28 protein-coding genes are annotated in these 26063 nt (G+C 59.8%); 9 read left to right on the top strand and 19 right to left on the bottom strand.

Annotation, left to right across the window (positions count from 1 at the left end):
• Window positions 1-62 precede the first annotated feature (62 nt).
• On the top strand, window positions 63-854 hold the full coding sequence (locus MUN79_RS06125; protein ID WP_244676862.1) for an SDR family oxidoreductase: 792 nt from the start codon (window positions 63-65) through the stop codon (window positions 852-854).
• 54 nt (window positions 855-908) lie between these two features.
• A complete protein-coding gene (locus tag MUN79_RS06120) occupies window positions 909-1664 on the top strand; it encodes a glycosyltransferase family 2 protein (protein ID WP_244676861.1) in 756 nt (251 codons plus the stop codon).
• Here MUN79_RS06120 and MUN79_RS06115 read toward each other — a convergent pair.
• A complete protein-coding gene (locus tag MUN79_RS06115; protein ID WP_244676860.1) occupies window positions 1650-3476 on the bottom strand; it encodes a hypothetical protein in 1827 nt (608 codons plus the stop codon). The genes MUN79_RS06120 and MUN79_RS06115 overlap by 15 nt on opposite strands.
• 73 nt (window positions 3477-3549) lie before the next feature.
• Complete coding sequence (locus MUN79_RS06110) at window positions 3550-4131, bottom strand: hypothetical protein (RefSeq protein WP_244676859.1); 582 nt, start codon at window positions 4129-4131, stop codon at window positions 3550-3552.
• Window positions 4132-4534: 403 nt separating this feature from the next.
• Between MUN79_RS06110 and MUN79_RS06105 the strand changes: the two genes are divergently transcribed.
• From MUN79_RS06105 to MUN79_RS06095, 3 genes are all read left to right on the top strand, one after another.
• Entirely contained in the window at window positions 4535-5071 is a 537-nt protein-coding gene (locus MUN79_RS06105; protein ID WP_244676858.1) for a hypothetical protein, read from the top strand.
• A 206-nt stretch (window positions 5072-5277) separates the two neighbouring features.
• Window positions 5278-6705 (top strand): hypothetical protein, encoded by a 1428-nt coding sequence (locus MUN79_RS06100; RefSeq protein WP_244676857.1) that lies wholly within the window; start codon window positions 5278-5280, stop codon window positions 6703-6705.
• Window positions 6706-6851: 146 nt separating this feature from the next.
• Window positions 6852-7817: a glycosyltransferase family 2 protein gene (locus tag MUN79_RS06095; RefSeq protein WP_244676856.1), complete on the top strand. Its 966-nt coding sequence runs from the start codon at window positions 6852-6854 to the stop codon at window positions 7815-7817.
• A gap of 14 nt (window positions 7818-7831) precedes the next feature.
• Here the strand turns inward: MUN79_RS06095 and MUN79_RS06090 are convergent, their stop codons facing one another.
• From MUN79_RS06090 to MUN79_RS06075, 4 genes are read right to left on the bottom strand one after another with little or no spacing between them, the layout of a single operon-like run.
• Window positions 7832-8356 carry a hypothetical protein gene (locus MUN79_RS06090; RefSeq protein WP_244676855.1) on the bottom strand — a complete coding sequence of 175 codons (525 nt, stop codon included), beginning with the start codon at window positions 8354-8356 and terminating at the stop codon, window positions 7832-7834.
• Window positions 8353-9060: a hypothetical protein gene (locus tag MUN79_RS06085; RefSeq protein ID WP_244676854.1), complete on the bottom strand. Its 708-nt coding sequence runs from the start codon at window positions 9058-9060 to the stop codon at window positions 8353-8355. The genes MUN79_RS06090 and MUN79_RS06085 overlap by 4 nt, the downstream gene beginning before the upstream one ends.
• Entirely contained in the window at window positions 9015-9596 is a 582-nt protein-coding gene (locus MUN79_RS06080; protein WP_244676853.1) for a hypothetical protein, read from the bottom strand. Before MUN79_RS06080 ends, MUN79_RS06085 begins: the two co-directional genes overlap by 46 nt.
• Window positions 9593-11131, bottom strand: coding sequence for an ArnT family glycosyltransferase (locus MUN79_RS06075; protein WP_244676852.1), 1539 nt, complete (start codon window positions 11129-11131; stop codon window positions 9593-9595). The genes MUN79_RS06080 and MUN79_RS06075 overlap by 4 nt, the downstream gene beginning before the upstream one ends.
• 58 nt (window positions 11132-11189) lie before the next feature.
• On the opposite strand from MUN79_RS06075, the gene MUN79_RS06070 reads away from it, so the two are divergent.
• Window positions 11190-12734, top strand: a complete 1545-nt coding sequence (locus MUN79_RS06070; protein ID WP_244676851.1) for an aldehyde dehydrogenase — start codon at window positions 11190-11192, stop codon at window positions 12732-12734.
• Here MUN79_RS06070 and MUN79_RS06065 read toward each other — a convergent pair.
• From MUN79_RS06065 to MUN79_RS06040, 6 genes are all read right to left on the bottom strand, one after another.
• Entirely contained in the window at window positions 12658-12975 is a 318-nt protein-coding gene (locus MUN79_RS06065; protein ID WP_244676850.1) for a hypothetical protein, read from the bottom strand. The two genes, MUN79_RS06070 and MUN79_RS06065, sit on opposite strands and share 77 nt — an antisense overlap.
• Entirely contained in the window at window positions 12933-14006 is a 1074-nt protein-coding gene (locus MUN79_RS06060) for a hypothetical protein (RefSeq protein WP_244676849.1), read from the bottom strand. Before MUN79_RS06060 ends, MUN79_RS06065 begins: the two co-directional genes overlap by 43 nt.
• Window positions 14007-14176: 170 nt before the next feature.
• The gene (locus MUN79_RS06055) at window positions 14177-14593 is read right to left on the bottom strand and encodes a hypothetical protein (protein WP_244676848.1); all 417 of its coding nucleotides are present in this window, start codon (window positions 14591-14593) and stop codon (window positions 14177-14179) included.
• An 8-nt stretch (window positions 14594-14601) separates the two neighbouring features.
• Complete coding sequence (locus tag MUN79_RS06050) at window positions 14602-14913, bottom strand: energy transducer TonB (RefSeq protein WP_244676847.1); 312 nt, start codon at window positions 14911-14913, stop codon at window positions 14602-14604.
• Entirely contained in the window at window positions 14901-15581 is a 681-nt protein-coding gene (locus tag MUN79_RS06045) for a hypothetical protein (protein ID WP_244676846.1), read from the bottom strand. Before MUN79_RS06045 ends, MUN79_RS06050 begins: the two co-directional genes overlap by 13 nt.
• Before the next feature lie 110 nt (window positions 15582-15691).
• Entirely contained in the window at window positions 15692-17914 is a 2223-nt protein-coding gene (locus MUN79_RS06040) for a S9 family peptidase (protein ID WP_244676845.1), read from the bottom strand.
• A gap of 244 nt (window positions 17915-18158) precedes the next feature.
• Between MUN79_RS06040 and MUN79_RS06035 the strand changes: the two genes are divergently transcribed.
• The gene (locus MUN79_RS06035) at window positions 18159-19109 is read left to right on the top strand and encodes a hypothetical protein (protein ID WP_244676844.1); all 951 of its coding nucleotides are present in this window, start codon (window positions 18159-18161) and stop codon (window positions 19107-19109) included.
• A gap of 70 nt (window positions 19110-19179) precedes the next feature.
• On the opposite strand, the gene MUN79_RS06030 is transcribed toward MUN79_RS06035, so the two are convergent.
• From MUN79_RS06030 to MUN79_RS06015, 4 genes are all read right to left on the bottom strand, one after another.
• Window positions 19180-20508: an OmpP1/FadL family transporter gene (locus MUN79_RS06030; protein WP_244676843.1), complete on the bottom strand. Its 1329-nt coding sequence runs from the start codon at window positions 20506-20508 to the stop codon at window positions 19180-19182.
• Window positions 20509-20552: 44 nt separating this feature from the next.
• Window positions 20553-20705 (bottom strand): hypothetical protein, encoded by a 153-nt coding sequence (locus tag MUN79_RS06025; protein WP_244676842.1) that lies wholly within the window; start codon window positions 20703-20705, stop codon window positions 20553-20555.
• A gap of 62 nt (window positions 20706-20767) precedes the next feature.
• Window positions 20768-21235 carry a hypothetical protein gene (locus MUN79_RS06020; protein WP_244676841.1) on the bottom strand — a complete coding sequence of 156 codons (468 nt, stop codon included), beginning with the start codon at window positions 21233-21235 and terminating at the stop codon, window positions 20768-20770.
• Between the two features lie 110 nt (window positions 21236-21345).
• Window positions 21346-22167: a hypothetical protein gene (locus MUN79_RS06015; RefSeq protein ID WP_244676840.1), complete on the bottom strand. Its 822-nt coding sequence runs from the start codon at window positions 22165-22167 to the stop codon at window positions 21346-21348.
• 195 nt (window positions 22168-22362) lie between these two features.
• Here MUN79_RS06015 and proS point away from each other — a divergent pair, with 195 nt between their 5' ends.
• The gene (gene proS / locus MUN79_RS06010) at window positions 22363-23838 is read left to right on the top strand and encodes a proline--tRNA ligase (protein WP_244676839.1); all 1476 of its coding nucleotides are present in this window, start codon (window positions 22363-22365) and stop codon (window positions 23836-23838) included.
• A 113-nt stretch (window positions 23839-23951) separates the two neighbouring features.
• Here proS and MUN79_RS06005 read toward each other — a convergent pair whose 3' ends face one another.
• From MUN79_RS06005 to MUN79_RS05995, 3 genes are all read right to left on the bottom strand, one after another.
• Entirely contained in the window at window positions 23952-24146 is a 195-nt protein-coding gene (locus tag MUN79_RS06005; RefSeq protein WP_244676838.1) for a hypothetical protein, read from the bottom strand.
• Between the two features lie 97 nt (window positions 24147-24243).
• Window positions 24244-24822, bottom strand: coding sequence for a DinB family protein (locus MUN79_RS06000; protein ID WP_244676837.1), 579 nt, complete (start codon window positions 24820-24822; stop codon window positions 24244-24246).
• A gap of 75 nt (window positions 24823-24897) precedes the next feature.
• Window positions 24898-25479, bottom strand: coding sequence for a Crp/Fnr family transcriptional regulator (locus MUN79_RS05995; protein WP_244676836.1), 582 nt, complete (start codon window positions 25477-25479; stop codon window positions 24898-24900).
• 57 nt (window positions 25480-25536) lie between these two features.
• Between MUN79_RS05995 and MUN79_RS05990 the strand changes: the two genes are divergently transcribed.
• Window positions 25537-26055, top strand: a complete 519-nt coding sequence (locus MUN79_RS05990) for an NfeD family protein (RefSeq protein ID WP_445991695.1) — start codon at window positions 25537-25539, stop codon at window positions 26053-26055.
• The last annotated feature ends 8 nt before the right edge of the window (window positions 26056-26063 follow it).

The raw sequence follows: 26063 nt of genomic DNA, 5'->3' as shown, positions 1-26063 counted from the left end.
CGCAAAACCTCCTAACTAGGTATTTTGGGCCCGTACAAGCCGTATTTAGCTACTTTTAACCCGTGCAACTCGACCTTACCTCCCATCGCGCCCTCGTCGGCGGCAGTACTCAGGGCATCGGCCGCGCCGTGGCTGAAGAATTGGCCCAGCTCGGCGCCACCGTTACGCTCCTGGCCCGCAACGAAGCCAGTCTGCAGCAAGCCGTAGCAGAACTCCCCCGCCCCCAGGGGCAGACCCACGACTACCTCGTGGCTGATTTCACCGACCCCGACCAGCTGGCCAGCCGCCTGCAGGAATACCTGGCGGCCCACCCCGAGGGCTTTCACACGCTGGTTAATAATACTGGAGGCCCGGCCGGCGGCCCGATTCTGGCCGCACCCGTGCAGGCTTTCCTGGCCGCCTTTGAGCAGCACCTGATATGCAACCACTTGCTGACCCAGGCCTTGGTACCGGCCATGCAGGCCCGTGGCTACGGCCGTATCATCAACATTATCAGCACTTCGGTAAAGCAGCCTCTGGCCGGCCTGGGCGTCTCGAACACCATTCGGGCGGCCGTGGCTAACTGGGCCAAAACCCTGGCCAACGAACTGGGCGGCAGTGGCATCACCGTCAACAACGTGCTGCCGGGCGCTACCGTCACCCAGCGCCACACCTCCCTGATTGAGAAGCGCGTGGAGCAAACCGGCCAAACGGTGGAGGAAATTGAGGCCACCATGCTGCGCAGCATTCCGGCGGGCCGTTTCGGGCAGGCGGCCGAAGTAGCGGCGGCTGTTGCCTTTCTGGCTTCCCCGGCCGCGGCTTATATCAATGGAATCAACGTGCCGGTGGACGGAGGGCGAACCGGGAACCTGTAGTTTTCTGGGCAAGCTTACAGAATTACCGGGGCGCCTCGGGATTCTGTCTTATTTTTGCGCTCTAATTCTAACGCCTTCTGCATTTTGGTAAAGTTCGACACGCTCTCCATTGTCATTCCGGTTTATAACGAAGCCCGCACGATTCACCAGATTCTGGACTTGCTGCGGGAGCTCAAACTGGTCAATAACATCCAGAAGGAAATCATCCTGGTCAACGACTGCTCCTCCGACAATTCCTCGGAGGTGATTCAGGCCTACGCTGCCCGCTACCCGGAAATGGGCCTGCGCCTGCTGCAGCACGCCGTCAACCAGGGCAAGGGCGCGGCCCTGCACACGGGTATCCGCGAGGCCACGGGCGACTACGTCATCATTCAGGATGCGGACCTGGAGTACGACCCGGAAGAGTATAACCTCTTGATCAAGCCCATCCTCAAGGGCTTTGCCGACGTCGTGTTTGGCTCGCGCTTCATGGGTGGCAACCCGCACCGCATCCTGTTCTTCTGGCACAGCATCGGCAACCAGATGCTCACCTTTTTGAGCAACATGTGCACCGACCTGAACCTGACCGACATGGAGACCTGCTACAAGCTCTTCCGCCGCGACATCATTCAGGGCCTGAAGCTGCAGGAGAACCGCTTCGGCTTCGAGCCCGAGGTGACGGCCAAGGTGGCCCGGGTCAAGGACGTGCGCGTGTATGAAGTGGGCATCAGCTACTACGGCCGCACCTACGCTGAGGGCAAGAAAATCGGCTGGCGTGATGGATTCCGCGCCATTTACTGCATCCTCAAGTACGGCCTACTGGGCAGCTAGATTTGCGCCCGGCACCTTGGGCGTAAACACGTCAATCTGCACGTCATCTACGAAAGCCGGTGACCCGTTCTCGTTCAGCACCAACAGCTTGATTACGTCGCTGGGCTGCACGTCGGCGGGCACCGGCACGTCGAACCACACGTGGTTCCACTTTCTGTTGACGCTCAGGTTGTTTTGCAGGCGCATACCGTTCCACTGCACATTCTGCCCGTTGCGCTCAATGGACAGGATGAGCTTGCTGTTCCAGGCCCCGTAATCGGAATACACCTGGCAGGAGGCGCGCAGCCACTGGCCGGGCTGCACTTTGGCATCGGCTACGGTGATGGTCAGCGCTGGGCTATACTGCCGGCTGGCCTCGGTGCGAAACGACTGTTTGCTGTAGTAGCCAAACTCGGCGTTGATGCCGGTTTCGGGCGAGACGGGCTGGTCGTCAAAGCTCAGCTTGGTCACAAAGCGCTGGTCATACTCTTCCTCGGGCTGGGGCAGGCGGGTTGGCACGTCAAGCAGAGAATAGTCAGTCTGATCAGGCTTGGTTTTGTTAAAGACGGCCCAGTAGAAATTCCGATTCATCTCCTCGGGATGAATGATGGAATACATGTACTGCCAGTGCTGAAACAGGTTCAAATCGACCAGCAGCACGATCAGCGCTACCACTGCCATCCGCAGGGCTACCCGGCGGCCGGGCTCACTGAGCCAGACCAGAAAGCAAGCCAGCGGGAAGCTCAGCACGGCATACGACTGCACCAAAGCCCGCTGCCCGATGCTGCCCCCATACCACCAGATGTCCCAGGCGGATACAATCCAGAGGTTGATGAGGAAGTACGCCAGCACGGGCACGGCCAGTGACCGGTGGCGGCGCCACAGGAAAACCAGCCCCACCAGCGCCAGCAGCATGAGCGGGGTATACAGCAGCCAGCCTTTCTTGTAGCTGAACAGCACCTGGTAGGTGTGGGGGCGCAGGAAGTTGAATGACTGCTCCTGGTAGCTATAAAAGAGAAAATGCCCGGTGGCCCACTTCCAGTAGAGCAGCTGCGGCAACACGCCCAGCACCACAAACAGCACCAGCACCAGCACGTCGGGCCAGCGCCGGAGCAGCAGCTGAAGCTTTTGCCGCGCCGTTTCGACTGAGCTGACGCCCCAGAGAACCGGAATCAGAAAAGCTACGGCTTCGGTGGGCCGGATCAGAATCATCAGGCCCAGGGTAAGGCCGATGGCCGCCGCCCAGTAGATACTTGGCCGCTCGTGCCACCGAATAGTGAGCCACAGCAGCAAGGCATAGAGCGTGAAAAGGTAGTTGTGGGCCATGGCCCCGTCAAATACCGTGTACTGCAGGTAATTGCTTCCCAGCACCAGTAGCACCAGCACCAGGGCCGTAATGACATCGGAGAAGTAGCGCAGCAGCACCCGGCGCAGAATGCCCAGGCCCAGCAGGGCGTAGAGCAAACCGCCGAAGGCAATGGCAATCTGGTAGGGCGCGGAAAAACCATCCTGGGAGTAGCCCAGCAGACCCGCGGCCCAGTGGCCCAGCCAGAAAAAAGGCGTAAACAGAATAGCCAGGCCGCAGGTGTACTTCATTACCATGGCCCCTTCCGGCCCGCCGGGCACCTGAAAAGCCTGGTAGAACGAGCTGCTGGGGTTGTACTCGCGCATGATATCGGCCACGAAGGCCTGGTGCGAGAGGTCGTGGTAAATAAACTGCGCGGGCAGATACAGGTAGTAGCCCATTACGTCCCACGTCAGAATGGCCAACACGTTGTGCGTGTCCCAGTAAGGGGCCCACAAGCGCGCCTGCACCATCAGAATAAAGAGCACAACCAGGGCCAGACCGCTCCAGACGGCCCGTTGGGGGCAGCAGCGCCGGAAATTGGATGGGACATAACGGGAATTATTTGGCAGCTGTGAGCTCCAGGTCGTCGAGGTAAGTAGGCGCGGTAGCCTTATCCCCCCAGAGGTATATTTTCACCACGTTTTCGGCCGCGGCCGAGGCGGGCAACTGGAAGGGCAGCGAAATGGCCTCCCACTTGTTGAAAGACTTCACCGCGTCCCCGATGGGCAGGGCACCATAGAACACCTTGGTCGTGTCGGTGCTGCTTTTGTTGACTTGCACGACCAGGCTTCCCGTGCTGCCGGTGCTGGTTCGCATGGCCCAGCCTTTCAGCTGGTAGCTACGGGTAAGCTTGGGGTCGAGGCGGCCGAGCTGGCGCACATAGGTATAGCTGAACGGGATGCTAGGATTGGTTTGAATAGACCAGCGGCCGGAATGGGCTTTGTCCGTGGTCAGCGAACCTTCCTGCACATCACCCCAGCCCGCGCTGGCTTCAAAGTCGTTGGCTAGCAGGCTGTCGGTAGCGGTGGTTGAGGGGCCCGAGTTGCAGGCGGTGAGGGCACCCAGCAACATATACATTCCCATAATAGCCGGGCGGGACGAGCGCCCGCTGGGCAAAAAGAACTCTTTAATAGCAGCCATCTGGCAGTTAGTTGTTTACAGAAAAAGGGCAGACCACGCCGGCAGGTAAACGCCATCGGTTCTACTCACCGTAAACTGCCGCTGATCAAGGCAGAAAACCGGTGCCTAAGCCCGCAAAGAAAACAATAAAGCGCCGAGTAGTTGGTATGGCCGATAAAATATCAGGGGCGTCAAATTTCCTGACCGGGTGGGCTACAGCTGATAAACCAAAGCACAGACTTGACAGCCACGGAACTTGTCTGCCGCTAATTCGCCCCAGGTCAAGCGCAAGCTTATCCCACCTCCCGCTCACGCCCACGATTTTTATATGAGAAGGAGTATTTACTTCCTCCTGGTAAAGGATATATATTTGCGGAACTAATAAGCCCCTTTTTTCAACTAAGCCTCTTTTTTTAACATTTTAATGAAAGCATACATTGGGTTGCTCGGCTTAGCCTTGCTCGGAGCTTGCTCGTCAGATAAGGACACGGATCTGAAGATTGATGATAAAACGATTACGACCAATGACTTTGAGTCGCTGGCGGGCTGGAACACGGATCCGACCACGCTGGACAAGGGCCGGGCGCACTCTGGGCAATATGCAATTATAGTGGACGGCAACCGGGAGTTCAGCGTGACTTATAACGCTCCCCTGGCGCAGATCAGCAACCGAAAGTTCAAGAAGGTTCTGCTCGAAGGCTGGGTCTTCCTGCCCAGCGAGCGGGCCACCGGCGTTTTGGGCATCCAGATCGTAGATGCTGAAACCGGCAAAGAAGCCTTCGGCGACGGTATCAAGCTGGGCGACGAGGTGAAGACCTACAAGAAGTGGGTGCCCGTCAAGAAGGAGTTTACCCTTCCCGACAACATCACGGCCGTGCAGCACATGAAGATGTCGCTGTGGCGGGCTAGCGCCAGCGACTTCATTTTGGCGGACGACGTTAAAATCAGCATTGTAGAGTAATCAGCAGGCGCTTGAGCGGCTTGCAAGGGGACGCTGGGCGGGAGCTATCAAGCTCCGCTCAGCGTCCTGCCATATTAGGGCATTCAGGCGCCGCTTGCATTTAGAACTAATTCCGACTGATCCAGCAGTTATTCAGATGACAATAGCGTTTTCTCCCACCATTCATACGGCTGATGAATAAGCGGTTATTGCTTGGATTGTTAATCGTGTTCGTACTGGCGAGCCTGGCATCTACCTTCTGGCAAAATTACCGGGTCCCGCTGGACGGCGACCTGGCCTTTATCGTCTTTCCGGCGCCCTGGTACTCCGAAGTGCTGCACGACCCGTTTGGCTGGTCAGTGCTCACCAAGAACGCGGTGTATGGCGGCACGAACCGTTTCTTCGCTCACGCCACGCTAAGCTTGTACTGGAAGCAGGCTCCGCACCTGCTGCAGACGGTAATGACACCCATCAGCAGCGTGTATGCGGCCAGTGCGCTCTTCACTACTTTTACTCAGGCCCTGCTGGTCTTCACGCTGGCGGCCTATGTGCGGCTGAGCGGCACCCTAACGGCAATCAAAAGTCAGTGGGCACTTTGGCTGGCGGTGGCCCTCATGCTCCCGTTGTTTCAGACCTACGGCTTTTATGAGCAGATGGCCATAACCAACCGGGCCATTACTTATACTACCTTCTACGCGTTTCCCATGGCCTTGCTGCTACTGCTGCTGTGGCCATTTTACGCCGCGGCGCAGCGCCAGCAGCCCTTGCGGCTTCATCCGGTCCGCATCGTGCTCTTGCTGCTGCTGATGGTGCTTATTGCCTTCAACGGTCCAATTCCGGTGGCCGCCCTGGCCGTAGTGCTGTTTGGCATCGGCTTGTACTGGTTGGGGCAGCGGTGGCAGCACTGGAAAGCCACGGGCCAGCTTACGCTGCGCCCCATTCCGGGCAGCTGGCTGTCGGGGCAGGCCATATTGCTGATTGCGGTGCTGATTGTACTGTGCATGTACTCGCTCTACATCGGCCGCAACAACTCGGAGAACACGCACACGCATACCCTGGGCCAGCTGTATGAGCTGTTGCCCCAAGGCCTCTATTACTGGGTGTCGGCTGACTGGGGGCTGCCCCTGCTGCTTTTCGTGCTGGTCATTAACAGCTTGCTTATTCGTCGGCTCGCGCCCGACGCGGCCGACCGGCAGCGCATCTTGCTTATCATGCGCTGGGTGGTGCTGTTTTCGGTTCTTTACATCCTGCTGCTGCCCTTCGGCGGCTACCGCACCTACCGGCCGTACCTGATCCGCAACGACTCGGTATTGCCGGTCTTGCTTGGCTGTGCGTTTGCCTACGGACTTTCCGCCTACTATCTGGTGCTTCACCTGCGGGGCAAGCTGCAGAGGGTCTACTTGGCGGCTGTGGTGGCGCTGGCGGTTACTTTTGTGTATGTAGACAAGACCAAGGAAGTGCCTACCGATAACGGATGTGAGCGGTGGGCCATGGACCAGATGGCAAACTCGCCGGACTTCGTGGTGCACATATCCTCGGCCTGTAACCTGATGAGCTGGAATACGCTGCGCAATTCCGGCGAATCGGAATACCAGGGCAAGCTGCTGCACTACTGGGGCATTACGCAGAAGGTTCAGCAATACCAGCAGGACTAAGCTGAGCCCGGCCGCCGGGTGAATCCTACCAGTGGCTTTCCAAGCCCGGCCACTTCGCCCAGCTTTGTCATCCGCTATATTTGCGGCCGCTTCGCGTGCCACATGCGTGCGGTGCTACCTGTTCGTACCTCTTCACTCCTACCCGCGTGGATCTCTCCGTCATCATTCCCATCTACAACGAAGAAGCCAACATCCCGGCGCTGTATACGCGCCTGGGCGGCGTGCTGGACCCGATGGGCGTGCGGTATGAGTTTATTTTTATCAACGACGGCTCCCGGGATAAGTCGCTGACGCTGGTGCAGAACCTAGCCGCCCGCGACTCCCGGGTGCGCTACATCGACTTCAGCCGCAACTTCGGCCACCAGATTGCCGTCACGGCCGGCCTGGACCTGGCCGCGGGCCAAACAGTTGTAATTATTGATGCGGACCTGCAGGACCCGCCCGAACTGATTCCGCAGCTTTACGCCAAGCTACAGGAAGGCTACGAGGTAGTGTATGCCAAGCGCCGCTCCCGGCAGGGCGAAAGCGCTGCTAAAAAGCTCACCGCCAAGCTATTTTACCGCCTGCTGGCCAGCATCACCAGCATTTCGATTCCGGTAGATACCGGCGACTTCCGCATCATTTCGCGTAAGGTGGTGGATGCCCTGAAGCAGATGCCGGAGCAGAACAAGTTTATTCGCGGCCAGATTTCCTGGATTGGCTACCGCCAAACCTACATCGAATACGACCGAGCCGAGCGGGCCGGCGGCGAAACAGGCTACACCTACCGCAAGATGATCCGGCTGGCTCTGGACGGTATAACCGGCTTCTCTGACGCGCCTCTGAAAGCAGCCACCATCAGCGGCTTTATCGTGTCGGGCATTGCGTTTCTGGTGATGCTCTACACGCTGTACTCACGCTTCGTGACCCACGATTATCAGCCGGGCTGGGCCTCACTGATGATCAGCATCCTGTTTTTGGGCGGCGTACAGCTCATTGCCGTCGGCATCATTGGCGAGTACATTGCCCGCCTGAGCGCCAATGTGCGGCAGCGGCCCCTCTACATCATTTCCGACACCAACATTCCAGTTGGGCCCGCAGCTACCGCGCCCGTGGCAGAACCCACCCGCTAAACCTGCTGCCCACCCTAACGGACGGACAGTGCGGCTGGGGCCATCAGCACGTAGCCATCGGGAAAATTCTGCTCCCGGAAATCGGGGAAGACCTGGCGCAGGTAGCGGTGGGCCGGGCCGTTGCGCCAAGCGGGGCTCACGAGCACACCGGCTGGCTGGTAGCGCCGACGGAAGCGGGCCGCAGCCGTAGCTGAAGGCTGGGCTACAGCTGTATCAGACTCTACCGGCAGGCCTTGCAAAGCCACCAGCGTATGCATCACAGTATCGGCCTCAAAGCGGGCAAACTGCTCGGCATCGACGCGGGAAATGTAGGCCGAGGGAATTTTCTTGCGGTAGTACGGCTGGTAGAGGAAGTTGCGCAGCTCAGTTTTGCCCACCTGTCGGTATCCGTCGATTAAGCCTACCGGCAGCGTAAACAGCGCCTCGCCGGGCAGCTTGGCCACTGCCTGAAAAGCTGCCGGCATACGGCGCGACGAATCCAGGGGCGGCGGCACGGGCCAGAACTCGACCAGCACTACGCCCAGCAGCAAGACGCTCACCAGCCCCGGGCCACAGGCCGGGCCGCTTGGTCCCAGGCGGCTTCCAGGGCCCCGAACCCAACAATGGGCAGCAGCAGCGTAACCATCAGCACCCAGCGGGTAGGGCAGCGGATGTTGTTGAAGAAGGGGATAAAGTGCAGCAGGCCGTTGGGCAAGTTGAAGTTGACGTGGCCCAGCACCCGCAGCGCGGGCAGGGTGAGCAGCACAAAAAACAGCAGCACCCAAGCCAGCGGCCGACCCTGCAGTTCCTGGTGCCGCCGCGAGACCGGCCGCTTGGGCCAGAGTGCGGCCAGCAGGCAAACCAGCGGCACGGCGTAGCCCAGGAACATGACGTTCTCGACCGAGCCGGGCATGGTATATACGTCCGGGTTGTTGTAGAGCTGCCGGGCCCAGGCAAAGTTCAGCCAGCGGCTGTTGTCGGCGGGCGTAAAGTAGCTGGCCAGGTCGCCGCCCCACCAGAAGCCGGAGTTGTCGGGCACGCCGGCCAGGCGAATCAAGCGGATGGCAATGTGCATCACGATGAGCACCACGGCCAGAATCAGCCAGGTCCGGGGCTTGCGCCAGTTGATGCTGCCCAGCCGCAGCCAGAACCACAGCACGTAGCCCAGGGAAAAATACAGCAGGGCAAACAGAACGTAATAGTCACTAAACAAGGTAATTACCCCCAGTACAAAGCACACCACCACGGCTTTCCAGCTGCGCACCTGGGCCAGAACCGGCCGGGCTCAAACCAGAACGCGTGCAGGAATGCCAGGATGTAGAACGGCACGGTGGCCGTGAGCACCAAGTCGAAATGGTAGGGCAGCCGCACCATCTTGTAGGGCGAAAAGGCGAAGTACAGCCCCGCCAGCCAAGCCAGCACGGGCTGCCGCACCCAGCGCCGGGCCAGCAGCCAGGCCCCCAGCCCCGACAGGGCGTACTCAGCGGCCAGGGTCAGGTTGAGGGCCAGCATCTCGTTGCCGATGAACACGTTGACCATGCCCGCCACCGGAATGTAGGTGTGCAGCCACAGCGAGGCGCCGTCCGGGTAGAGCAGCCAGTTGGAGTAAAACGGGTTTTGCCCACTGAGGACGGCCTCGCGGAAATGCCACACGTTCCAGAGCTGCATGTAGCCGTCCTGGTCGGCAAAGGCGGGGAAGACTGAGCTTAGCTGCGAGGCCAGCGGCCAGGTCCAGGCCACGAAAACCAGCAGGTAGCTCAGCAATACGCCCAGCACCAGGAGCCAAAAACGTGCTTTCATCGGGCCGAGGTTGAATCAGGAGCGGAAACGGCTGGGCGCAGGGCCAGCACCCGGAAGTCGCCGACCTGCTTGACGGTGCGGGCCACGTAGGGCTGCAGGCGCGGGTCCTGGGTCAGCAGCGTGGTGTCGTTGGTATACAGGTACTGGGCGCCGCGATGAATGCAGTTGGCCAAATATGGCTGGCCGCCGGCCACGGGCTCAAACAGCTGGGCGCTTTCGTTGTAGCCGAAGCCTTTCTTGTGCAAGAAGTAAAAGTACTTGCAGCCCGACTCATCGGGGCCGACCACGCACAACGCGGAGTCGGGCACGGCGTTGTCCAGCTCGGCCCGGGTAGCGGCGTCGAACAGCTCGGTGGGTACTTCGCGGGCTCCACCCATCCAGCGGGCCGGCGCGATGCGCACGAAGGCCAGCACCGGCTGGGCAACCAGCAGCAAGGCCAACGCCCAGCGCCATTTGGGTTTTTGCGCCAACCACCCCGCCCCCACTACCACCAGCAGAAACAGCACCGGCAGGTAGGGCAGCATGTAGTACTGGTGTACACTCATCTGGCGCAGCTCGATAAGATGATACGCCAGCAACGCCAAGGCCCAGGCCAGCAGCGGCCCAAACCAGTAGCGGCGCACGTAGCCACCCCGAACCACAGCCACCAAACCCAACACCAGCAAACCGAAGTTGCCGTAGTTGATCAGCAGCTCGGGAATGTCGGAAATCAGGTTGTGGGTCAGGGTTTTGATGGCCACGGCTACGTCGGTGGCGGGGCGCAGCTCCAAGCCAAAGTCGGCCAGGCCGGAGGTTTCAATCAGGCGCACGGCATAGGCGTACCAAGCCAGCGTGCAGCCCACCGTGACAACGGCAAAGACCAGCAGCGGCAGCGCGTCGCGGCGCCAGCTGAGGCGGCGCTGCCACAGGTCGCGCAGGATGAGTACGGCAATGGGAAAGCCGATAACCAGGTACTGCAGCTTGGTCAGGCCGGCCAGGGTGGTCAGCAACAAGCTCAGCCAGAAATCCAGGGGCCGGCGCTCCTGGTACCAGCGCAGAAAGTAGAACAAACCCGCTATGGACGCCGATAAGGCCAGCACGTCGGGCAGAGCGTTGATGCTGTGGTAGAACAACTCCGGGCTCCAGCTCAAACCCCAGGCGCCCACGGCGGCCAGCCAGCGGGAGCCCGACAGGCGCTGCACCAGGGCGAAAAACGCCAGCACGCCGCCGGCAAAAATCAGCCAGGTCACAACCCGCGGAATGGCTTCGTGGAAGCCCAGTGCCTGGTAGCCCATGGCCACGAGCCACTCGTAGCTCGGAAACTGCATGCCCGTTACGCCGTCCGACTCGTTGCGCCGGTCTACGCGGGGGCGCAGCAGGTTCATGTCTTCCTCGTAGAGGTTGCGGGCCACGGCCATCGTGTTGCTTTGGCGCCACACGTGCACGCTGTTGGGCGGCTGGTTGAAAAACGGCAGGTGCAGCAGCAGGTTCAGGCCCAGCACCAGCGGCCAAAACCAGCGCGGTACCGTGTGACCATCCAGAAAAGAAAGTTTCATAAGCGGAAAAGGCCGGCGCGGCCCGAACCACAAAAGTAGTGGTTTACTATGGCTAGATTTGCTGACGTCTCACCCCGCGCCACCCGCCATGTTCCAACTCCAGAATTTCATCAACGGCCAGTTCGTACCGCCCGTCAACGGCCGCTACCTCGACAACGTGGAACCCGCCACCGGGCAGGTCTACAGCCAGATTCCGGATTCCGACGCGGCCGACGTAGCACAGGCCGTGGCCGCCGCCCAGGCCGCGTTTCCGGCCTGGCGGGCTTTATCAGCCGAAAAGCGGGGCCGGCTGCTGGTGCGCATTGCGGAGCTGATTGAGCGGGATTTGGAGCGGCTGGCCCAGGCCGAAAGCCAGGACAACGGCAAGCCCGTGGCCTTGGCCCGCACCGTCGACATTCCGCGGGCGGCCAGCAACTTCGCCTTTTTCGGCACCGGCATCGGCCACTTTTCCTCCGAAAGCCACTTTCAGGAAGGTCAATCTTTAAACTATACGGTGCGTCACCCGCTGGGCGTGGTGGGCTGTATTTCGCCCTGGAACCTGCCGCTGTACTTGTTTACCTGGAAAATTGCCCCGGCCCTGGCCGCTGGCAACTGCGTGGTAGCCAAGCCTTCCGAAATCACGCCGGCCACGGCTTACTGGCTGGGTGAGCTATGCCAGGAGGCGGGCTTACCGGCGGGAGTGCTCAACATTGTGCACGGCACCGGGCCGGGCGCGGGGCAGGCCATTGTGGAGCATCCGGCCATCAAGGCCATCAGCTTTACGGGCGGCACCAAAACCGGGGAGCATATTGCCCGCACGGCCGCACCGATGTTCAAAAAGCTGTCCTTGGAGCTGGGCGGCAAGAATCCCAACCTGATTTTTGCCGACTGCGACCTGGCCGCGGCCGTGAGTACCAGCATTCAGTCGAGCTTTGCCAACCAGGGTCAGATCTGCCTCTGCGGCTCCCGCATCTTTATCGAGCGGCCCATCTACGAGCAGTTTAAGGAGCTGTTCCTGGCCCGCGTGGCCGGCCTCACCGTCGGCGACCCGCAAGTGGAAACTTCCCGGCAAGGCGCTCTGGTCAGCGAAGCACACCTGAACAAAGTCTTGTCCTACATCGAGCTGGCCCGGCAGGAAGGCGGCACGCTGCTGACCGGCGGGCAGCGCGTGCAGGTGCCCGGCCGCTGCGCCGAGGGTTTCTTTCTGCAGCCCACCGTGTTTGAAGGCCTGGCACCCGACTGCCGCACCAACCGGGAGGAAATATTCGGCCCGGTCGTCACGCTCACACCCTTCGATACCGAGGAAGAAGCCTTGAGCTGGGCTAACGGCACCGACTACGGCCTTTCCGCCACCGTCTGGACCACCGATTTGAACCGCGCCCACCGCGTAGCTCACCAGCTACATGCCGGCGTGGTCTGGATTAACACCTGGCTCTTGCGCGACCTGCGCACGCCATTCGGGGGCATGAAAAACTCGGGCGTGGGCCGGGAAGGCGGGCTGGAAGCCCTACGCTTTTTCACTGAGCCCAGAACGTCTGCGTCAAGCTTTAGCGGGCCTTACCTCTCCCTCCTGGCTCTGCGTCAGCTGCCGCAAAAGGCGTCAGAAACGGAGCCCGGCGGCTGACAATCAACACCACAAACAAGGAGGTGAACAAGCTGACGGAGGCCAGGTAGGTGTAGGGAATAATCAAAAAGCCGTAGAACGTGGCCAGGTACACTTTCAGGCTGAGCAGGGCCGCCAGGCGCGGGTCGAAGCGGTGGCGGAAGCGCCAGAACAGCAGCCCGGCCCCGACTACCACGCCGATGCAGGCGCCAAACTGACTCATTTGCAGGCGGGTGATTCGCTCGGTGAGTGAGCCGTCCATATCATAAAACCAGGGCGCCAGTCCCACACCGTTGAACAAGTGCATGGGCAAGGCCACGGGAGCCAGGGGGTCAATGTGCTGCCATTCGCCCTCGGCAATACCCAGGTTTTCGAGTTGGGCCCGCAGAAAAATAGTGGGGTCGTGGAACAGAAACGGGCCCAGCACGAGCAGCACGCCGCCCACGGCCAGCCCCGTCGTGAGCCAGCCCCGCCGCGGATTTTCCCAGAGCAGCAACAGTCCGTAGAGCGGCACCCAGAGCACCAGAGAAAAGCGCGACAACAGACACAGTACCAGCCCAGGGCCTTCAGCCAGGGTTTGCCGCTGAGCGTACCAGCCGCCAGCACGCAGTAGTAACCTATAATCAGGCTTTCCACGGTCAGGCCAAACATGGACTTATCGGTCAGCACCACGAAATGCACTACCAGCACCGGCAGCACGGCTTTGAGCAACCACTCGCCCAGCGGTAAACCGAGCCGAACCAGCCGCCACTGATAGGTGAACAGGAGAGCCAGCAACAACAAGCCGAAAGCCCAGGCCCGGTAATCGACGCCCAATAGCTCGGCTGGCACAAACGGCAGCCACTGCAGCGGCGGGTAGTTAGGCAGAAAGGTGTAGCCCAGCAGGGTAATAGGCCGGTACACGGCATCGGGCCCGAGAAACCGGGTGACGTACACCTGCAGGGCCGGCACAATATCGGAACTGTTGCCAATGGTGCTGACCACGAACTGCGCCACGAGCTTGCGCACTACCGGGGCCGTTATTAGCCCGCTAATTAGGGTTAGGGCCACCGCGGCACCCAGCCGGGGCCGAGCAGAGGGCACTACTGCGGGCCACTCGAAGCGGAAATCCAGCACGGCCCGGGCCGTGAGCAAACATAAGCCCAGGCTCAGCCCGTACAGCACCACCGGGCTCCAGTACGGCCCCAGACTGTTGCGCAGGTAGGTGAAGAATAGCACTTCCAGCACGAATAGCAGGCCGATGCCAACTAATAGCGCGGAGCTGGTGGGCCGGGCCGAACCAGGAATACTCATGTAAAAAGGGACAACAGCGCCAGTCCTGTGCTTGTAAGCAAGAACCAGCGCCCAATGGGTGGGAGAAAGAGCGTATGCAGAGCCGAGTTACCGAATTTTCTCCAGGGCCCGCTCCAAATCCTCCAGGGTAGTTTCCTGAAATACCAATTGCTCTGAGCTAGTTTGCCCCGTCACGGTGTGGCGCATGGCCAGGAAAGGCGTGCCGTTGCGGTACTGCGTGCCAATGAGCAGCACTTTGCGCCCCCGGGAATTCCTTGAAAAGCATACCCGTCGGCCTGGGGCTGCGCTTCGGCAATGGCCGTGCTGCCTTCTAGTACCAACCGGATGCTGGTGCCCGGCTCCACATCGACGGGTACCGTAAAATCAACGGACTGCCCCATGGCCACGGGCTTGTCGGCGTTGAGCCAGCCCAGGCGGGTGCAGGTATACACGCGCCGGTCGGATGAGGACGACTCCGACGATTCTGGCTCACCATCCTCAGAAGCCAGCAAAGCAGGCGTGGGCACCGCAGTATCGGCCGAGGCTACGGCGTTGTCGGTTGAATTAGCTAGGCCCTCGTGAAAAGAGAAACGAATGGGCAGCATCATCTTCACTTTCACCAGCTGCCCGCCGCTCCGGGCCGGCGACCAATGCCCGAGGTCTGGCGCAGCACGCGCAGCACTTCCTCGTCGCAGCCGCCGCCAATGCCGCGCACGATGCTCGGAGCCTCTACCCTACCCTGCTCGTCGACCATAAACGAGGCGTAGACAATGCCCTCCGTTTTGTTCTCAATGGCCGTTTGCGGGTAACGCACCAGCTTATTGATGTCGGCCGGGCCGTTGCCGTAGGTTGGCATCTGGTCGGCGGTATTGGCCACGGGAGCCGGTGGCGGCAGGTCGGCAGCGGGGCCGGCGGCTACCCAGCGCACGGGCTGCTGTCCCCGGCCTCCCTGGCCGTAAAACAGCTTGAGTTCCTTGCGCCGCGAGGCCGGACCGGGCATCTCGAGCTGAAAGGCCTGCCCGGGCGCCAGCCGCAGCTGCTGCCCATTGGCCGAGGCCCGCACCAGCACAATCCCCCCGATTCCAACAGCTCACCGTCGGGCGTCACCGTGGTCAGGTTCGAGAGCAGCATGTCGGCTACGCTGTAGCACTCCTTCATTTCCACCCACACCGGGTTGGCGGCCGTCCGGTTGCTGTTATCTACCAGTGCTCCGGCTGGAATGCGCACAACCGTGCCCTCCCGCCCGTGCACCTCGGCGGGCTGGGTGGGGTCAATTTTAAAGTACTCACTGGCCTTCAACGTAAGATCATGCAGGCGGGCTTCGGAGGGCGGCAGAGCGGTAGTATCGGTGCCGCCGGGAGCCCGCAACACGCCTTGCCGGTACACTACCAGCGGGGCACTGCGGGAAGTACGACGGGCCAACTGGTGCCAGGAGCGGCTGCTGACGGCGCCGGAAGCGGGCGTTTCGGGCAGGGAGTCGGCCAGGGCCGGGGCGGTTTCTACAGGTGTGGAAGCTTCCGATTGAACCGGCTTTTCGCGCTGGCAGCTAGTGGCGGCGAGAAGGGAGAGACTATAAAAAAGTAGGCGGCGTTTCATTCGGAGCGTGCGCATAAAGGTCATTCTACGCGAAAACTATCCGAAAGAAACGCCGCCTGGCAGCATTTTCTTGTACTAAGACTGAGTTAGCGGTGCGTAGCACCGGCTAGTTACAGGTTTTTCAGCACGAAATCAGTCATTTGCCGGTATAAGTGCAGCCGGGTGTTGCCGCCGTAAATGCCGTGGTTGCGGTTGGGGTAGTATAACGACTGGAAATCCTTGTTGGCTTTTACCATGGCATCAACCCAGGCTGTGGAGTTCTGGAAGTGCACGTTGTCGTCGCCGGTGCCGTGCACCAGCAGGTACTTGCCCTTGAGCTGCTGGGCAAACTGCACGGGCGAGTTGTCGTCGTAGCCCGCGGGGTTTTCCTGGGGCGTTTTCAAAAACCGCTCGGTGTAGACGGAGTCGTAATAGCGCCAGTTGGTAACCGGAGCCACGGAAATAGCCATCTTGAAAAGGTCGGCGTTTTTGGTCATTGCCAGGGCCGTCATGTAGCCCCCGAAGCTCCAGCCCCAGATGCCAATGCGGGCCTTGTCCACGTAGGGCAGCGTGCCCAGATACTTGGCGCTTTCGCCTTGGTCAATGGTTTCGAGCTTGCCCAGGTTGGCATAGGTGCTCTTCTTAAACTCGGCACCGCGCGCGCCCGTGCCGCGGTTGTCCACCGACACGATGATGTAGCCTTGCTCGGCCAGCAGCTGGTGCCAGAGGTAGTTGGTCAGGGCAATGCCGCCGCCGACATCATCTTTCACGGTTTGGGAGCCGGGGCCGCCATACACGTACATCAGCACCGGGTATTTCTTGGTAGCATCAAAGTTGGCCGGCTTCAGCATCGAGCCATTGAGCGTTATGCCTTCCGAGGTTTTGAAGCTGATAAATTCCAGCTTGCCCAGGTTGTACTGGCTCAGGGTCTGCCGCAGCTTGGCGTTGTCTTCCAGCACTTTTACCAGCTTGCCGTCTTTGCCATTGCGCAAACTCACCGTAGTAGGCTCGCCGGCCGCCGAGAAGTAGTTGAGGTAATACTTGCAGTCGGGGCTGATATTCACCGTGTTGTTGCCGTGGGCGGCTTCGCTCAGGCGAGTTTTTCCGCTGCCCTTTAGGTTGATGCGGTAAAGCTGCCGCTGCAGCGGCGAGGCCTCGGTGCTGGAGTAGTACACCAGGCCCTTGTCCTCGTCGAAGGCGTCGATGCTGGTGATTTCCCAGTTACCCTTGGTGAGCTGGCGTACCAGCTTGCCCTTCATGTCATACAGGTAGAGGTGGCGGTAGCCGTCCTTTTCGCTGCTAAACAGGAACTGCTTGCCGTCGGCGAGGTAGCGCAGGTCGTCGTTTACCTCTACGTAGGCCTTGTCCTCATCGGTTAGTACTACCTGGCTTTTGCCGCTATTCGCGTCGGCGTGCAGCACTTCCAACTTGTTCTGCAGGCGGTTGAGGCGGCGGATGCTGAGCAGATTGGGTGTTTCGGTCCAGATGATGCGCGGAATGTACTGGTTGGACTCGGGGCCCACGTCCATCTTGGTGGTCTTGCCGGCGGCCACATCGTGTACCGAGATGCTAACTACCGAGTTCTTTTCGCCGGCCTTGGGGTATTTGTAGCGGTAGTCCTGCGGATACAGCTCGCCCCACACCTGCATGTTGTACTCGGGCACCTGACTTTCGTCGAAGGTGTAGAAAGCCAGCTGCCGTGAGTCGGGCGACCAGAAAAAGGCCTGAGCAAACTCAAACTCCTCCTCGTACACCCAGTCGGTCGAGCCGTTGATAATCTTGTTCTGCACGCCGTCGGTGGTCACGGCTTCCTCCTGCATCGTGGCCAGGTCGGTCACAAACAGGTTATTGTCGCGCACAAACGCCACGCGCTTGCCATCGGGCGAGAAGGTGGCGTAGCTCTGCTTGCCGCCGGCGCTCAGGGGCACCAGCTGCTTGCTGGCCCGGTCGTACACGAAAAAGTTGGCCCGGGAGCTGCGCCGGTAAATGGGCTCTTCGGCCGTCCAGAACAGAATTTTCTTCTCGTCAGAGTTGAAGGAGTAGCCTTCTACCGGCAGAGGCTGGCTGCTGCCGGCCACTTTCAGGTCCTGGCCGGCCACGAGGGTTTGCACGGCTTTGCCGGTCGTCACGTCGTGCTGCACCAGGTCGCCGTTGTCGAGCGAGGAGTAGTAGCGGCCGTCCCGCATCCAGTTGAAACCCGGCACCGAGCGGGCCTGAAACGTGCCTTTGGCCCAGATGTCTTCGAGGGTGATATTCTGTTTTTGCTGGGCTACGGCCACGGGAGCCGAAGCGGGCAATACTACGGGACTAACTGCTGAAAGAAAGAAAGCCAGTCCGAGAAAGCGAAAATTCATAGAAGCAAGTAAAGTGAACGGCCGAAGGTAGGTTCGGCAAGTTACGCACGAAAGAGTGGCTGTAAAGTCAACATTACCCGGCTGGGGTTGCGCCACCCGACCTGAAAATCTGTGGGTGTTACAGCCGCCGCACTTCTTTATAAGCAGCCGGGCATGAATCGGGCCCTTGGTGCGTTATAGGAATCCGGTTTCTTTGCCGGGGTTCCGGCCCAACTTCGCCGCCCACTTCCGACCTTTGCGCCCTATGCGTCACCGCCTTCCCCTTCTTGCCTCGGTTGCTGCCGGTTTACTAGCCTCAGCCTGCGCCCCTGATTCGAGCAATAGCCCTAACCCCTACCTGAACCTGGTAGGCAGTAGCCGCTACATCAGTGCCAACCGTGTGGCCACCACTCCGGGCGATACGCTCACCACAAAGCTATACGCGGAGGCCACCGGCGACAGTACGCTACGGCGTCTGCTCATTACCGTGGCGTATTCGCCCCGCAAAAACCCCATTGTTTACCCCGATCCTCTTTCGAACTACAACCCCAACAATTTTCCAGAGCCGGAGCTAGTGTATCTCGACACTACTCTGACCAAGAAAAAGGAATTAGCTTACCAGTTTACCTTCAACACCCGCACCACATCGGGGAATGAGCAGTGGAAGTTTGAGGCATTCGATACGCAGAATCGCAGCTCCAGCCGCGGCCTGCGCCTGACCTTGCGCAACAACGACTCTCTGCTGGCCTATCACCGCTACTCGGTGCGGCTGCAGGAGCCCCGCAACAGCACTAGCCGCAGCTTCCTGGCTTTGTCGTCGGGGCTGCCGCTCCCAGGCTTCACCGTCCGCCTAAAACCCAATGCCCAGCAGCTTATCGACTTGGTGTATGTGCCCACCGCCGACGGCAAGCCCAGCATTGCCACCTTGGTAGATAAGGCTGTAAAGCTTGACAGTATTTGGCGAAAAAACCCGCGTATCACGCGGCTCCGCCAAGTAGCCGCAGCAGACCAGGGAGGCTTTGCCTCCTCCATTTCCGCGCAAAGCTTTGCGAGTATTTACGAGCGGGGCACTGCCATCACTAATACGGGTGCTTTGGCCAAAAACCAGCTTTTCGCCTTTCTTACGGCCGACGGCAAGTACGGCTTGCTGACGGTGCTGGAAATCCGGCAAACCCCCATCCCTACTCTGGATCTGCAGGTCCGCATTGCAAAATAGGTAGGCTTCCACAAACAAAAACGGCGCCCCGGAATAAACCGGGGCGCCGTTTTTGTTTGTGCTACGGGGCTTAAAATGTCCAGCCTGCTGTAACGGTGGTGGTGTAGCGGTTGCCATCCACGCTGACAACTGGCGTGTTGCTTTCCAGCACGTAAGGGCTGTAGAACCGCTTACTGGTGCTGTATACCCCAGCTACGTCCACGAAGAAGTTATTTTGCCGCAGGCCAGCACCGGCCGTGAAATAGTTCTGGGTACGGTCAAACTCACTGTTCTTGTAGGGGTCTCCATAGCGGGCATAGCCGGCACGCAAACGGAAGATGTCCGCCCGCAGCTCTCCACCAACCCGCACGTTCACCGTCGACTTGTACAGTTGGCGAATCTGGTCGTTGTTCGTAGTAAAGTCAAAAGGCGGGGCAGACGTTGGATTCGATACGGGATACCCGGCATTATAATCTTCCGTTTCATCAGCGTTGCTGAGTCGAGCATTACTGTAGTTCACGTACTCTACATCCCCGCTGATAAAGCCATGCTTGCCAATAACGGCTGCTATACCACTCGAGGCCCGGAAGGGCGTGGTCAACGCGTAAGTAAATTCGCCCGGGTCAGGCGAGTCACTGGCCGAAGTCATGGTTTTGCCACCCACCGTAATAGCCTGGTCGTATACCACGTCCATTCTAACCCCGTAGGATTCTGACAGCTTCATATAGGTAGGAGTCTGAACCGAAGCCCCAACGCGGAGTGCGTCGTTGACCCGGTAGATGGCTCCAATCCGAGCATTGATGCCCGTACCCCTGGTTTCCAGCGTTTCACGGTAGCTCAACGACCCAAAGGAAGAGCCCAACGTACCCGCTGGGTCGGTGGCCGGGTCGGTAGCCTTCAAGGTACTGGTCGAGTTGAAGCGGGTGCTTACTATGCCGATGGCACCACCGATGTAAAGCCGGTCTTTGTAGCTGGCACCGTAGCCAAAGTCAAACTGCGTTTGAGAGCCGGTAGTAAGTACTGTCTCTTCCTGCGTCAACCGCCCCCGCGAGTTCTTATAGTCCTCGGGTACATAGATTCCTTGGGCATCTTCCTCCGTAAGGTAGGTATTGAAGGCCAAGTCGTCGAGGTCCTGCCGCCGGTCGGTGCTCAGGCGCTGAAAGATATCCTGCTCCCGGGAGGGATTGCCGCGGTAGCGGAAGCTCTCGTTAAAATCGTTGGTGCGAGTCAGGCCAATAGCAAACGTTCCGTTGCGCCAGGGATTCTCGTCACTGTCCGGGCGCCGGTTTACGAACGCAGCCCCTAGGCTACCGATATGCAGGCTGTTACGCGCATCACTAGTGGTAGTGCCAAAAGCCCTGCTCTCGGTATTGCCCAAGCCCAAGCCGGGCGAAAAGCTAAACTCAGAGCGCTGATACATACCCAAACCGGCAGGATTAGTTGCCAGATTACCTAAGTCGGCTCCTACAGCCACGTTGGCGCCCCAATACCCAGGGAACGGGCCGTACCCCCAAACTGCGTCTGAGAAAACCGGAGAGCATCTACTTCATATTGGGCAAAGCCGTAGCTGGCCTGACCCATAAAGGCCATGGCTAGCAAATATTTCAGGTTTTTCATGGGATTGGAAAGAAAGGTGGCCGACCAGCGGCCGGCCACAATAAGATTTCCTAATAGCTAATTTACTCGCCGCGGCCACGGCCGCCGCCGCTGCTACGGCCACCACCGCCACCGCCACCGCTGCTACCTCCGCCCATCGACGGGGAAGAGCTGCGCGAAGGCTCATACGAACGCTGTGGTGCTTCATAGGTTCGCTGCGGGGCCTCGTACGTCCGCTGTGGCGCTTCGTACGTCCGGGTCGACTGCTGCGTGCTCTCCGAGGAGCGCTGCCGGCGCGTTGGCTGTTCGGCTGCTTGCTGGCCACTGTTGTCCTGCTGACCGCCGTAGACCTCACGGCTGCGGCTGCGGCGCTGTTCCGAGTAGTTGGGGTAAGCAGGAGTCGTAGCCGGCTGCCCGTTGCCGGTATTTTCCACTACGCGCCAGCGACGACCATTGTCGGTAGTGCGGGGCTGATCCAGCGTTTCTGCACTGCGGGTTTCTACCCGGCTGCCGTTTTCGTCGGTGAAGACAGCTGCATTACGGCGCTGCACTTGCTCACTGCCTTCGCGGCCGCGGCCCGTGCTTTCCGTAGCCCGGATGTCCGATGAGGACGAAACGCCGCCGATAGGGTTGCCGGTGGTCCGCTCACGCGACCTGCCGTTCAGCGCGGGTTAGTGCCAGCGGCACTGCCCGTTGTGTTCAGGCCACCCTCAGAGTTGGCAATGCCACCTTCGCGGGTGCGGCCCCGGCCCGAATTGGTTTCAGTTGATGGCCGACTACTGGCGGTAGCTTCCAGGCTACGTCCCGTGCGGGGTCCATAACGCACGTTTCGGGTAGTACCTACCGTTCCGCCGTAGTAGTTACCATAGCCGCTGTAGAGGCCGTTGCGGTAGCCGTCATAGTAGCCCATTCCGTAACCGCCGTAGCCATAACCATAGCCATAGCCGCCGTAGCCATAGCGCCAGGGGTTATAGTAAGGGCGACCAAAGCCAACATTGATGATTATGGCCGTGTTGCCATAGCCGTAATAGGGGCTATAGAATGGGTCGTAGCCACCGTAGTAGCTCGGGCCCCAGCCGCCACCGTAGTATGAGTAGGCGCTGCCGCCATACCAGAAGGGATCAGCATAGAAGGGGTCGTAGTAGCCATAGCTAAAGCTGCGGTAGGCAGGCTGGTGAAAACGCCGGATACGGGCCGAGTAGCTGTAATCTTCGTCGTAATACTCCGAGCCCCCGCTTTTCGATGATGAGCTGCCAGAGCTGGCATAATCCGGATTGGTTTCGGCATCAGCAGCTGTGCTGCCCGCCGAAGCGTCATCCTGAACCGACGCCGTCGAGCGGGTAGGCTCGTTGTAGGTGGTGCGGTCTTTCGAGGAATAATAAACCCCGTCGCTCTCCGTAGAGGTAAGAGCCGAGGTGCTTGCACAGCCACCCAGCGTGAGCAGGGCCATGGCGGGCAAAACAGTGTTAAAGATTGATTTCATGGCTGCTGACGCTGAAAAGTAGACCTTGCAAGGAACAGAGTAGAGAAACCTCGGATTGGTTGCCTGACTTATAAGAACTGGCGAGGTGAGCTCCAGTTTAATAACGTAATTTGGCGCCGAAACGGTGCCTTTTTCCTAGGACAAATCTTATACCAGATTTGGGAACCATTTCTCTTACCCAAAGATACCTCGAATATGAGTAAAAGTTTGCCAAAGCGTAGTGAAGATTATTCACTGTGGTACAATGAGTTGGTGAAGCGCGCCGGCCTGGCTGAGAACTCGGCCGTACGCGGCTGTATGGTCATCAAACCGTACGGGTACGCCATCTGGGAGAAGATGCAGCGCCAGCTCGACGATATGTTTAAGCGTACGGGCCACCAGAACGCCTATTTCCCGCTGTTTGTACCCAAAAGCCTGTTTGAGGCCGAGGAGAAAAACGCGGAGGGATTTGCCAAGGAATGCGCCGTCGTGACTCACTACCGCCTGCAGAACGACCCCGACCGGCCTGGTAAGCTCCGCGTGGACCCCAACGCTAAGCTGGAGGAAGAGCTGATCGTGCGCCCGACTTCGGAGGCTATTATCTGGAGCACCTACAAGAACTGGATTCAGAGCTACCGGGACCTGCCCCTGCTGATTAATCAGTGGGCTAACGTGGTGCGCTGGGAAATGCGGACCCGTCTGTTTTTGCGCACGGCCGAGTTTCTGTGGCAGGAAGGCCACACAGCCCACGCTACGGCCGAAGAAGCGGTGGCTGAAACGCGGCAGATGCTGGACGTGTACGCGCAGTTTGCCGAGGAATGGATGGCCCTGCCGGTGGTGAAAGGCGTGAAGACCGAGAACGAGCGGTTTGCCGGGGCTCTGGACACGTATTGCATCGAAGGTTTGATGCAGGACGGCAAAGCCTTGCAGGCTGGTACTTCCCACTTCCTGGGGCAGAACTTCGCCAAGGCGTTTGACGTGCAGTTTACCACCAAAGAAGGACAGCTGGAGCACGTATGGGGTACTTCCTGGGGCGTAAGCACCCGCCTGATGGGGGCTCTGATCATGAGCCACTCCGACGACGAAGGCCTGGTGCTGCCGCCCAAGCTGGCCCCGATTCAGGTGGTCATTGTGCCGATTTACAAGACGGGCCAACTGGAAGAGCTGACTGAGCGTATCCGCCCCATGCAACTGGGCCTGGCCGAGCGCGGCATCAGCGTGAAGTTTGATGACCGGGACACGGAGCGCCCCGGCTTCAAGTTTGCCGAGTGGGAGCTCAAAGGCGTGCCGGTGCGGATTGCCGTGGGCATGCGCGACCTGGACAACGGCACCGTGGAAGTAGCCCGCCGCGACACCAAGGAGAAGATGAACCTGCCGCTGGCCGACATCGTGAACAGCGTGGACCAGCTGCTGACCGATATTCAGACCAACATCTACCAGCGGGCCCTGCACTTCCGCGAAACCCACACGACCCGCGTCGAGACCTACGAGGAGTTTAAGCAGGCTCTGGAAGGCGAAGGCGGCTTTGTGGTGGCACACTGGGACGGCACTACCGAAACCGAGGAGCGCATCAAAGAAGAAACCAAGGCTACCATCCGCTGCGTGGCTCTAAACGAGCCCGACGAGGAAGGCACCTGCATCCTGACCGGCAAGCCGAGTCAGCGCCGGGTGTACTTTGCCCGGGCTTACTAAGTGCTGGCATCCACTAGTTTTAAGCAGTCAGCCGGATTATAGACCCGTTTTGCTGTAACCCAACGGCCCCGTTACCAGTCTGGTAGCGGGGCCGTTGGGTTTAATAAGCCTAGCTATTGTGCCGCCTGAATAGCCTGGGTTAACTCCTCGTCCGAGAGGTTGTCGAGCCAGTCTTTTTCTAACTCCAGGCGCACGGTTTGGGCTCCGCCGCTGGGCGTACAGACTACCGGCACGCCGCCATCTTGAGTTTCGCTGAGCGAGGCTGCTTTGTCGGCGGCCTCACTGCTTACGGCGGCGTAGGCTTGCACACAGGTCCATTGGGTATTGTCGGGGTGGTTACTTCGCGTTGCTTCATCATGGGTTGGCATACGCAAAACCGGTAGCTGTGTACACCTCACGCTTGCCCTACACCACCAGCAGAGCTTCCTTTTCTCGATTTTGAGCGGCCTGGGCCGCACGCAACGCCTGTTGCACGTGGCGCTGCTCGTGAGCTACCACAAACAACATTGCCTCACCCAGGCGCAGCTTCAGCAGCCGGAAAAACTCGACGCGCACGGCTTTTCGGTTCAGGTCGGCAGTGCGGGCGGCGGCCAGCAACTCCAGCAGCTGCGCCTGGTGCCGCAGAAATTCTTCTACCACGGCCAGCGTGAACTGACTACCGGCGGGGTTCATGTGCTTGATGGTTTTCTGCGGCTTGCGGTTTTCCGGCTTCACCGTGTCGTATGACTTGCGCCCTAGCCAGCTGAACCCAACTTCGTGCGCAGCCAGCTCCGCTCTTCGACCGGATAAGGCTTGAGCTAGCTCCGCGTTATAGAAGCGGCTGTAGCGGTTTAGGTGTTCCAGGCACTCCAGCACGCTCCAACCCGTAGGCGTCGGCTTGTAGTTAAGCTGGTGGCTGGGCAGCGGCTGGAGCTGTTGGGCTACCGTGGCGGATAGCTCCTGAATCTGGGCTTCGAACTGGGCAATAAAAGCGGTAGAAAGCATGACGTTAGGCGTTTGAATTTGAATAGGCCAAAGGTCGGCCCCGGCACTCTGTCAAATCTTGACCAGGATCAAGAGTTAGCGCAGCCGGCTCAGCGTTTCGGGCGTCATGCGCAGGTAGGAGGCAATGTACTTCTTGGGCACCAGCTGAAATATGTGCGGACTGCGCTTGAGCAGCCGCTCCAGGCGCCGCTCGGGCTCGGGCAGCAGCAAGTCTATTTCCCGCTCGATGCGCCCTACCAGCACCCGTTCCAGCTCCGTGCGCCAGAACCGCGCAAACCCGGCATTCTGCTCTACGAAGGCACTAAAATCGGCGCGGGAAATAGCCAGCAGCTCACACTTCTTTAGCGCCTGCAGGCAGTACTCGGAGGGCTGATTTGCCACAAACGACGGAAACGAGCACACCATGTTGTTGGCGTAGCCAAACCCGACGCAAATTTCCTCGTCCTGGCTCGGATAATAGATGCGCAGCACCCCGCTGACCACAAAGTACAGGTTGTGCTCTACCTGCCCGGCCTGCACCAGAAAGTCGTGCCGCTGAAGCACTACCGGCCGTTTCCACAGCGCTACGAACTCTTCCACCTCGGCCGCCGTCAGGTAAGGCACCTGCCTGAGCAGGGTCGTCAGCATCGTTACTCCGGAGGCAAGCACAGCGGGCATACAGGTGATATGGCGGGTTAGCAACGCCAAAATAGCAACTCCGCCGGGCATACCCGTATCAGCAACAATTGCTTTCTGCGTATATTTAGAGTAACCTCTACCACCCCTCTTATGGATTGGATTTCCATTGCGCTGCTCTTGTTGTTTGGCCTGCTGTTTCTGGTGGCCGAAGTCCTGTTTATTCCCGGCACCACGCTGGTCGGGCTGGTGGGCTTTGCGCTGCTGGCCATTGGTATCTGGTTTGGCTACCGCGACCTGGGCAGCACCGGCGGCCATATCACGCTGGTCACGGCGGCCGTGCTGGCTGGCATCGTGGTTTACATAGGACTGCGGCCCAAAAACCTACACCGCTTCGCCCTGACCGACGTCAACAACACGAGTGTGCGCGACGCTCGCCGCCCCGATGTAGAGCCCGGCACCGTGGGCCGCACCTTGTCGGCGCTGCGGCCGGCTGGCACGGCTCTGTTCGATGATGACCGGCGCGAAGTAGTGACCCGCGGCGAGTTTCTGGCTTCTGGCACGCCGGTGCGGGTGCTGGGCATCGAGCAAAACCGCATTGTGGTGGAGCAGGCGTAGGAAACCAC

The sequence above is a fragment of the Hymenobacter cellulosilyticus genome (genome assembly GCF_022919215.1).
Taxonomy (GTDB): domain Bacteria; phylum Bacteroidota; class Bacteroidia; order Cytophagales; family Hymenobacteraceae; genus Hymenobacter; species Hymenobacter cellulosilyticus.
This window is presented reverse-complemented; position numbering and strand designations above follow the sequence as displayed.